Source organism: Caldimonas sp., from assembly GCF_046289365.1.
Classification (GTDB): Bacteria; Pseudomonadota; Gammaproteobacteria; order Burkholderiales; family Burkholderiaceae_C; genus Caldimonas.
Window position 1 is genome coordinate 9,224 of record NZ_JBKBVU010000049.1, and the last position, 9,964, is coordinate 19,187.

At 69.7% G+C, this 9,964-nt stretch carries 5 protein-coding genes; all 5 read right to left on the reverse strand.

Translation table 11 applies throughout. The features are described from left to right. Positions 1-72 precede the first annotated feature (72 nt). The 5 genes from ACK42S_RS07225 to ACK42S_RS07245 all read right to left on the reverse strand — a co-directional run bounded on the left by ACK42S_RS07225 (position 73) and on the right by ACK42S_RS07245 (position 9,690). The gene (locus ACK42S_RS07225; RefSeq protein ID WP_409704974.1) at positions 73-1,491 is read right to left on the reverse strand and encodes a hypothetical protein; all 1,419 of its coding nucleotides are present in this window, start codon (positions 1,489-1,491) and stop codon (positions 73-75) included. Beyond that, positions 1,488-2,057: a penicillin-binding protein activator LpoB gene (locus tag ACK42S_RS07230; protein WP_409704976.1), complete on the reverse strand. Its 570-nt coding sequence runs from the start codon at positions 2,055-2,057 to the stop codon at positions 1,488-1,490. Before ACK42S_RS07230 ends, ACK42S_RS07225 begins: the two co-directional genes overlap by 4 nt. A 51-nt stretch (positions 2,058-2,108) precedes the next feature. Beyond that, positions 2,109-5,801, reverse strand: a complete 3,693-nt coding sequence (locus tag ACK42S_RS07235; RefSeq protein ID WP_409704978.1) for a tetratricopeptide repeat protein — start codon at positions 5,799-5,801, stop codon at positions 2,109-2,111. Then, the gene (locus ACK42S_RS07240) at positions 5,798-8,602 is read right to left on the reverse strand and encodes a bifunctional glycoside hydrolase 114/ polysaccharide deacetylase family protein (protein WP_409704980.1); all 2,805 of its coding nucleotides are present in this window, start codon (positions 8,600-8,602) and stop codon (positions 5,798-5,800) included. Before ACK42S_RS07240 ends, ACK42S_RS07235 begins: the two co-directional genes overlap by 4 nt. Positions 8,603-8,697: 95 nt before the next feature. Then, the gene (locus ACK42S_RS07245) at positions 8,698-9,690 is read right to left on the reverse strand and encodes an AAA family ATPase (protein ID WP_409704982.1); all 993 of its coding nucleotides are present in this window, start codon (positions 9,688-9,690) and stop codon (positions 8,698-8,700) included. Positions 9,691-9,964 lie beyond the last annotated feature (274 nt).

Consider the following 9,964-nt stretch of genomic DNA (forward strand, 5'->3'; position numbering starts at 1 on the left):
GGCCAACGCTCCCGCTTCCAGCGCCACGGCGCTGCTGGCCAGTTTGCTCAGACTGGTCATGTCCATGGCGGTTCAACCCAATCCGTGCAAGTGGAGCCTGACCGCATCGCGCAGCTGCGCGAAGCTGTGGGCGGCTTCGATGTTGTAGACCACCGGCTCGATCTGGCTTTGGGCTGCAGCTTGCACGACCTCGCCGGCTTGCTGCAAATAGGCGTTGAGTGTGGCGGCGCTGCTCAGCGGCAGCACCGTCACCCAGGCCAAGCGGCCCGAGGGCGATGTCAGTTGCCAGCTTTCGCTTTCCACCGGCTGCGCCTGCTCCATGCGGGCGCGTGCTTCGGCCGACAAAGGCCGCGGCAGCGCCCACAGCACCGCATGGCTGTGCAGCTGCGCGCGCCGGCTCAGGCGGATCAGCGCCGTCCATTCCTGCTGCAACTCGATGGGCGCGTCGGGCCAGGTTTCGCGTTGCACGCCCACGCCTTGCTCGCGTTCGACGAAGTCGCGATAGGCATCGACCAGCACTTGAAGGCGCTGCAAATTGGTGTGCTCGAAGGCCATGAATGGCATGGTGTGGGCGGCCAGCAGGGCCTGCACCTGGCCTTGCTCGTCGCTGCGCAGCACCGCGGCGTACACCCAGTCGCTGGTGTCCACCTCTGCCAACGCTTCTTGGGCGATGTGCGCCGCATGACCGTTGTCGAGCACGGTGGCGATCAAGGGATGGGTGTCGTCCAGATCCGGCAGTTCGTGACCGAGCAAAGCGACCCGGTGCCAACCGCTGCGCTGCATGGGATCGCGCACGAAAATGGCCGACTCCATGACCCGGCACGACTGACTGAGCAGCTGCAAAAATCCGAGGGCTTGCGGCAAGCGCGGCCGTTCGGCGCTTTCGGTTTCGGGGTGGGTGCGCTGCCATTGTGCGCACAGCTGCCGAAAGTCCAGCAAGGCGTCGCGCAGCGTCAAGGGGCGGTCCACCAGTTCTTGTTCCAGTGTGGCCAGCGCTTCTTTGACGATGAACAGCCGACGCTTGGTGCGCTCCAGGCGCACGCTCAGATCCTGTGCGGTCTCGCGGTGCAGCCGCTCGCTGCGCCGGTAGGCTGAACCAAACTCGCCAAGCACCAGGGTCATCAAGGTGCCACCGAGAAAGTATTCACCGGGGAAGTGATCGCCGCTGGCTGCGAACGGCGCCTCACCGGCGATCGGCGCTGCGTGGTGCCACCACCACACGATGGCATACAGGGCCGCACCGGCCAGTCCGTAGCCTGCGCCATAGCGCACCGCGGCCAACCAGGCGCCGAACCACACCCAGGGAAAAGCGCTGTGCAGGGCCAGCGGGTCGGCCGGATTCATGCGCCAGGCCACCCACAGCGCGATCAGCGGCAGCAAGAAGCTTTCGGTCCAAGCCCACCACGTCGCGGTGGCCGCGCGCGGCCGCCACACCCGGTTCAGCCAGGAGCGGCGGCGCAGACGGCGGCGGGCCTTTGGGGACAGCATCAACGGCGGCCCTCGGCGGCAGGCGCGGCACGCACTTGCACGCCGCGCAGCAGCTCATCGATCTGTGCCTGCCCCACGGCGGCCAAGGCTTGGTAGCCCCAACCGGTGCGCGCGCCGGTGGCCGACCAGACCACCTCACCGCTGCGCACCTCGATCAGTTGCAGCGTCACGCCCACGGCAGGCTCGCCGTCCACGCCGCTTTTGTAGCGCCATTCGGTGACGGTGCCGGTCAGGGCCCAGGTGGCGCCTTCACGCCGCGCCCACTGCATGGCCTCGGACGCACTCGGTACGGTGCTGATGTGCAGCGGATTGTCGGGGGCCGGTTGGGGATAGAGCGTGGCTTTCAAGCCGCGCTGTTGGAGCAGGGCCAGCAAGATCGCTTGGGCGCGCCGATCGGCATAGGCCGCTTCAGTGGCGTTGTGCAACGGCAGCACGGCCAAGGTTTCGTGCGCGCCGATCACGATGGCCCGTGGCGGCAGGGCCTGGACGGCACAAGCGCTCAGGATCAGACTCATCAAGACCGTCGAGCAAACGGTCCACCAGCGGCGCGTCGTCATTGCGTATTTCATGGGCGGGACTCCTTGGGCATGATCATCGGTTGCGTCAACGGGGCTGTGGGCTCATCGGTCGAACCAGTGTCGGTACTGCCATTGCACGGACCGGGTCGGCCCGGTGTTGGACTGGCTGTGCTGCACGCTCAGTTGCCACTCGTCGCCGCCGAGCAGCGGGCCGCGCCAGCCGAGGGACACGCTGGGGGCCAGGCCGTTGCGGCTGGAGTGGGTCACGCCCACCTCCAATCGCGGCCACCAGCGACGCGAGGCCAGGCCGTCGGCTTGGCCCCAGCGCAGGCTCAACCCGATCTCGTGTTGCGAGCCGGGCATCACCTGCGCGCCCGACAGCCCGGTGTCACCCGAGGCCAACCAGCGGCCCAGTTCAGGGCGCGGGCTGTCGTCGGTCCGTTCGCGACGCACCGCAGCATACCCTCGCACGGCCCACACCGGTTCGGCGCGGCGCAGCCAGTAGCCGGCTTCGGCGCGCCACTGTCCGGCCTGGCCCAACACGCCGCCCGCATCGGTGTGGTAGCGCGCCAGGCTGAGCTGGGTGCTGCCGTACAGGCGGCCGTGCGAGCCGTCCCACTGGGCCTGCACACGATGGGTTCGGGCGGCCACGCGCAGCAATTCGGTGTCGGTTGCCGGTGCGTCGAACGCCGTTTGCAGCCGCAGCTGCTGGGTGTCGGTGAGTCGGTAGTGCGCATCCAGGCCCCAGGTGCTGCGTCGAGCGCCCAAGCCGTGCGTGCGCCACCACCCGCCCAGTGTCCAGCGTTCCTCACGCCAGGTGGCGGCCAGGCCGCCAATGCGAGAGTCCGGCGGCAAGGGGCCCAGGATCGAGCCCGCGCGCCGGGTCATTTGGGCTTGACCGACATGGGCGTGCAGTGTCCAGCGTTCGCCCAGGGCCAGATCGGCCTGGGCCTGGGTGCGGCGCGTGGCCACGCCGGACAGCGTCTCTTGCTGCTGCTCCAGGCGCAGCTGATGGGCCTGCTCGCGTTGCCGCTCGGCGGTGAGGGTGGCCAGCGCCCGCAGACGCTGCGGGTCGTCCTCGCGCGCGGATGCCGCTTCCAGCGTGGCCGCCAGCTCGGCCAGTGCGGCACCGCGCTGGCCGAGTGCCCAGGCGGCTTCGGCGCGATCGACCGGGCTGAGCGCTGTGCGTCCTTCGTCGAGATGCTCACGCACCCCGTGGCGGTCATCATGGGCGAGCGCACGCAGCACGCGCAGGCCCGCACCGATGGCGCCGCTGACCGTGCGTCGGGCCAACCACCAATCGGCCCAGGAATCGAGCTCCATCGCCAGCAGCGCGTGCACCAGGCTGGCATCGACCTGGGCTTGAGCGGCCGCATCCAGATCGCCCATGCGCAGCCGGTCGCGCAATCCGGACAGCAGCGCTTGCACTTGCTCCGGCGGAACGCGTCCGGGGGCCAGGCGCAGTTGCAGCAATTGCTGTTGCAAAGCGCGCGCAGCCTGTGCCGCATCGGCGGGCGTGGTCTGGGGCGTGCGCGCTGAGCGCAACAGGGCCCAGGCTTGCTGGCGCACCTGCTGGGCCGCCGCGCTGCGTCCCAGCTCGTCGAGCAGATCGGCATAGGCGGCCAGCCACAGGGGGTCGTGCTGACGGCGGTCCCATTCGGCGTGCATGAGCCGCAGCGCCCAGGCGGGCTGGCCCAGTTCGCGCGCCGCTTCGGCCAACACGAGTCGGCCCTCGGGATCGCGTTCGAGCTGCTGGGCATGCAGCGACAGCGTGAGTCGCAACTCGTCCCAGCGGCGCTGTTCTACCAGCCAGCTCACCCAGTCGGTCAGGATGGACACGTCTTGCGGCGACAGCGAATGAGCCTGTCGCAGCAAGGGTCCGGCGCGCTCGCTGCGGCCCAGCAGGCGCCACACGCCGGCCTGGCGTTGCAGCAGGCTGGGCCGTTGCCGCAAGGCCGCGCCTTCGGCGGTCTCGGCCATGGCCTGCTCCCACTGGCGCATGGCGCGCATGCTGGGCCGCTCGGCGATCACATCGAGCCACAGCTCGGCCAAACCATCCGAAGGTCCGCGCAGCCACAGGGCGGGGGCTCGACGCAGGGCGGCTTCAGCGCCGTCCAGGCGCCGGGTCAAGGCCAGCAGACGCTGGGCCCGAAACGTGCTCATCTCGGCATCGGTGCTTTCGGCGTCCTGGTACAAGCGCTCGTAGTCGCGCCGGGCTGCTTCGTCCTGACCCAACTCCCAGGCCAGATCGGCACGCAGTTCGAGATAGCTCTCACGCAGCGCAGGCGCGGTCTGCGGCGGCGGGTCGGGGGCCAGCAGACGGGCCGCTTCTTCGAGTTGCAAGGCCGCCAGCATCGCGCCGGCGGCTTCCAGACGGGCTTCGGTGTCGAGCCAGCCGCCGCGTTCGGCACGTCGGTAAGCGGCCAGGGCCTCGTCGATGCGTCCTTCACTCCACAGCAAGGCTGCCAACACCCGGTCCAGTGAGCGATGTTGGGCGGCGGCCCGCTGCGCCACCTCCAGCGCTTGTGCGCTCAACCCTTGCTGGCGCAGCAGGTCGATGTAGCTGCGCCATTCCTCGGACGTCAGCGCACCCGCAGCGTCACGCTCGCGCCAATAGGCGATCAGGGCTTCCCAGTCGAACAGTCCCGGGGCCAGGGCGCGCACCCGCTCTTGCGCCAAGCGCGCCACAGGGCCTCGCATGAGCTGCACCCACAAGGGCAAGGCCTGTTGCGGTCGGCCAGCCCATTCAAGCACCCGGGCGTGCCGTTCGGCCCACACGGTGCTGGCCGGGGCCAGGCGGCGGGCCCGCGCGCTGATGTCCAGGGCGGCTTCGTGGTCGCCTGCGCTGGCGAAGATCGCCCAGGCTTCGTCCAGCGTGGCCAGATCGACCGGGGACGGCGGCGCGCCCAGCTCGCCGGGCTCGCCCATTCGCAGCGCCAGGCGCAACCAGCGTGCGGCAGCCTGCGGCACGGCCGCTGTCTGGGCCAGGCGGGCCAGCAGCCAGGCGTCGGCCTGGCTGACGGGAGTGTGCGCCGCCAGGGCCTGGGCGGTGTGCCAGGCCTTGACGGGCTCGTTCGCCCCCAGCCAGGCCTGGGCGGCTGCGCGCCACAAGGCCTGTTGTGCAGCGCCGCGGCTGGCGCGGGCGGCCTCGGTGAGCAGCTCGGCGGCAGCGCGCGGCTGCGACAGCGCCAGCAATCGACGCGCCAAGGCCTGGGCTTGCGCGGGTTCGCGCCGCCCCCAGGTTGCCGCCTGAGCCCACATCGGGTGGTCGGCCTCCAGGGCCTCGAGCGCGTGCAGCAGCTCCAGGGTGTCGATCCAGTCCGCTGCTGATGCCAGGCGGCGCTGACCCACCTCCTTGAGCACCCAGGCCCGCCAGCGCTCGGCCTCGTCGAGACGACCTCCTGCGCGGGCGGCCTGCCACGATGCCAGCGCCACGCGCTCGCGCAGGGCCTGGGTGGCAGCGTCGTCCACCGTTTGCAACGTTTCCCAGGCACGCTCGACCTCGCCAATGGCCAGGTAGCGCTCGGCCAGCAGCCGCAGCAGCCGCGCATCGCCCGGGTGCAAGCGCAAGAGGTTGTGCAGGTAGTCGATGGCCAAGGCGTGGTTGCCCGAACGCTCGACCAGACGCACCAAGCCCTCGCCGGGAAAGACAATGGCCAGCACGATCAGGCATGCGCCGCCCACGCCCAGCAAGGCGCCGCGCGGCAGCAAGCGGCTGCGGCGCGGGTCGTCTGGCGACACACTGAGCAGCCGGGGGCGGGAGGCGGCTTCGGCCGCCGGGGCGGGGGAGCTCAAGCCGGGCGGCATTGCACCTGGAGCGTTGGGCTTGCGCTGCGGATCAAGGCCAACGAACCGTCCTGCCGGACGTGGGCCGTGGTGTACACCCGCCATCCAGCGGGCAAGTCCACCCTCAGTTCCACGGGGCCATGGCCTTGCAGCTGTGCCCGCCATCCACCGTCGCGCCGCGGTTCAAAGTCCACGATCGCTGCATTCGCATCGACGACACGGCCCGCTGGAGGGCCTTCGCGCACTTCGGCGCGCTCGGCCGCGATGTGCACATAGCGATGCGAGCCGTGTTCATGCCAGCCGGCCACCTGTCGGCTGCGGCTCACCGAGGGCTTGGGAGCGGCGCGGGGTTGCCGCCATTGTCGCAGCGGCGACGGGCTGCTCAGCCGCCAACCGCCGCCCAGACGCCGCCCGACGGCCGCAGTCCGCCAAGCCTGCACGGTATCGTGGTACTGCCGCGCCGTGATCGGATGCAGGGCTTGGCCCAGCGCCCAGGCAAACGCTGCATGCAGGGCCTTCGCTCCGGCCGGCTGCGTCACGAGATAGGGGTGAAAGTAAATGTTCACTGGCTTGAGTCGATAGGGCCCATCCGTCATCGTGAAGGTATCGACCACGTGTTCGTAGCCGGTGTACGGGGGCTGCCAGTTATTCGTGTAATCCATCTCGTTGGATGCAGGGGCGTAGACCTGATACTCGTTTTGTTTGGGCAGTCCCATGGGCCACAAGGCCGTCAGGCTGGGGCGCAGCCGGCTCATGGCACCGCCGCCGCCGTTGAGTGTGCCCAACCCTGCTTGGCGGGCCAGCGCCAGGGCGGCAGGCGGCGGGTTGCAATCGCCGGACCACAGCAGCATCTCCACGGGCTTGCCCGGCGGGCACAGGCGTTCGGCGATCCAGGCCTTGGAGCCGGCGATTTCGGTGCGCAGATCGAAAACGTAATTGGGCAGCTTCAGGTGGACACCGTAGCGCAGTTCATACGAGGCTTCGGTCTTGCCCGAGGCTTGGCCCCAGTGGAACGGGTGCGACCAGGTGTGGCTGGCCGCCTGCACGTGGGGCAGCGCCAGGGCCTGTCGCGCCCAGTGCTGGGCCAGGGCGGCCTCGTCGGGGTATACCCCTTGCTCGCTGAGCTCGCCCACGATGAACGAGGCCGTGATGGGGATCGGGTAGCGCATCAGATACTCCTGCACCAGGTACTGGCCGGCCGTGGGGGTGCCGGGCAGGTTGCAGCGGTTGAGCCAGCCGTCGCCGTCGAAATGGACGAAGAAGGCCCGTCGGCCGACGCAGGTGGTCACATCGGGCATCGGATCGAGCCCCAGCCGCAAGGCCCGGCGCAGGAATTCGATCGGCTCCACACACCAACGGTGGCCTAGGCCCGCCGGCAGGGTGTACAAGCCAAAGCCCGGCAAGGCATAGCCGCCCCAGGAGGTGATGGCCGCGCCATCCATGCGCCGGCCCTGATCGTCCTCGGCCCACCACCACACCTGGGCCTCGCGGGGCGCGCGCAGCAACACGGAGGCCTCGGGCAACACCCGGGGGGCGGCCTCGCCAGAGGGGGCCCCGGGCGCGCGCCGCACTTGCACCGGCGCTTGCAGCCGGCCGCGGGCCACCGAGGCGCCCCAGCGGCCCAACAGCGCCGTGGGAACCTGACCGAGCAGGACGACCGGCACCCCTTCGGATCGCGCCCGCTCCAGCAACGGCATGGCCGCTTCGGCCTGGGCCACATTGTCCAGGTACAGCACCACGCCGGCGTATCGGCCTGCCAGCGGCGCGTCAGGGACCGCGGCGTCGACCGCGTGATAGCGCGGCACCAGGCCCAGAGCTTCCAAAGGCAAAGCGCCGTACAAATGCGCCGAACGTTGCTTGAGTTGCAGCGCATGAGCGTCGATCGGATCGTGCACGAGCAACACCTCGCGCGGCACGACTTCAACGCCGCCCACCCCCAGTGTTTCCAGGGCCGGGTCGGCCACCCACGGGATCAACCCGTGGGATGCGATGCGTTGTGCCGTCTGGCGGGCCTGCTCGCGCTGGCCGGGAGCCACGTAGTCGATGGCGATGCCGGGCAGTCCCCAGCGCTTGAGCTCGGCCCAGCGCTGCAACAGCCAGCGCCGATCGTCCTCGGGGACTTCGACATAGGCTTTCGTGGCGGTGTCATGACGACGGTACAGGGATTCGGCCGCCACGGCCGTCACGTGCGCCGCCAAGTCATCGTCGATCAGCTCGAATCCGCGGTTGAGCATCAGCCGCACGCCTGGCCAGCGCCGCACCAGGGCGCGCAAGGTCTCGCGCAGCGCCGAGATTTGGGCGCGGCGGGTCGCCTCGTCGCTGGCAAACAGCAGGTATGAATCCAGCGTGTCGAGGAAAAACGCACGGAACCCAGCCTCCCACAACGGGGCGATGATCCGTTCCGAAAAGAAGCGGGACCAGCCCGGCGCGGTCTGGTCGATCACCCAGGAGCCCCAAGCCTCGTTGCGTCGGCGCACCCAGGACGATGGCACGGCCGAGGCGTAGGCGCGCTGGGGGTGCACCTCCCCCAACGATACATAAGCGAAGGCCAGGCTGTCAGGGGCCAGCCAAGCAGCCACGTCGGCCCGTGCAGCCAGGGCGTGCTCGGGTTCGAGCACCACCCAGTCGTACAGGCGCAAGGCCTCCAAGGGGGGCTGAGGGCCGTAATAAAAGGCCACCGCAGGCATTTCGCGGTCGCTGCCGGCGCTTGCCGCAGCGCTGGACAGGGCAGAAGGCTGGGCCTGGAGGGTCGACCAGGCGCTCAGCCCGGCCCATGCGGGCCATTGCCGCAGAAAATCGCGTCGATGCATGACGGGCGCATTGTGGGTCAGGCGGCTCACGGTGCGCCGGTGCCGCGCGACAAAGCCGGGCGGCCCGCTCGGCCATGTCGGCGCGAGAGCCGGTCTCAGTGCACAAAGCCGATGGGGCTGCGACGAGCGCCCAGTTCGGGCAGGTCGCGCACCTCGATGCGGCTGCGCCGGTCCAGCTTGGCGTTGCCAAAGGCCGTCATCCAGGCGCGACGCATCTCGCGCGGGGCCAGCTCGGCGAACCGGTCGAGCACGGCCTCCGGCGGCTCGGGTTCGAAGCGCTCGCCCCAGTCATGCTCGGCGCGGATCGACGCATACAGGCGCAATGCGATCTTGCGCGCGGCCTCGCGGTCGGGCGCGGGCACGGTGTAGACGTTCATCCGGTTCAGGATGGGCTCGGGAATGGCGCGCTCGTCATTGGCCGTGGCCACCCAGATCACCTGGCTGGCGTCGATGGGCACCTCGGCGAACTCATCGGTGAAGCTGCCGGCGGTGTCGTGTTCGAGCAGGCTGTACAGCGAGCCCAGCGGGTCATAGGTCGACTCGGCCGAGGCCTTGTCGATCTCGTCGACCACGATGACCGGGTTCGCATACTGGCCCTCCACCAGGGTTTCGAAGACCTTGCCGGCGCGCGCGCCCTTCCATTGCGACGAGGCGCCCGAGAGCACCCAGCCCGCGGTGAGCGAGCTCATCGCGACGAACCCCATGCCTGTGCCCAGCAGTTGCGACAGCCGCCGTGCGAAGTGCGTCTTGCCCACGCCCGGCGGGCCCAGCAGCAGCATCGGCGTGATCTCCAGCGCATCGCGGCTGTCCTCGCACAGCGCGAGCTGGCGCTTCACGTCGTCGAGCACCTCGGTGAAATTGGGCAGCTCGTCGTAGAGCGCAGCCATCACCGGCAGGCCCGAGGGCTTGACCTGGAAGCGTTCGGGGCCGCGCTCGATCATGCGCTCGTAGGTGGCGCGCAGGTGTTCATGTTCCTTCTGCGGCAGCTTGTCCAGCCGGCGCTCCACGTCGCTGACGCGGTAGACACTGCGCATGTGCGCAATCGGGATGGTGGCGTCCCTCACGGGGACCAGTTCATGCGAGCTCATCGGCAACCTCCACTGCTGCGGTCGGTCGACTCATTGCAGCAAAGCCTAGCGGGGCGCAAACGCCGAACAAACGGGAAAACCCCCGCCTGTTGCAAGCACGAGCCGTGCCGAGTCCGCATGACGTGAAGATTCGCACAAGCCAAAGCCCGACCACACTCCAGGGCTTTGCAAAGCTGCGCCGCAGGGAGCGAACTGCGGGGGAGAGTGCCGCGTCGGCGCTCATCGCAGGTGCGAGTGCACACGCGGATCCGGCTGGGCCGGTCCGCCGGTGTGG

Excerpts from the sequence above, each read along its gene's own strand:
- ACK42S_RS07230 (WP_409704976.1), bottom strand. The coding sequence starts at position 2,057 with ATGAAATACGCAATGACGACGCGCCGCTGGTGGACCGTTTGCTCGACG.
- ACK42S_RS07245 (WP_409704982.1), bottom strand. The coding sequence starts at position 9,690 with ATGAGCTCGCATGAACTGGTCCCCGTGAGGGACGCCACCATCCCGATT.
- ACK42S_RS07240 (WP_409704980.1), bottom strand. The coding sequence starts at position 8,602 with ATGCATCGACGCGATTTTCTGCGGCAATGGCCCGCATGGGCCGGGCTG.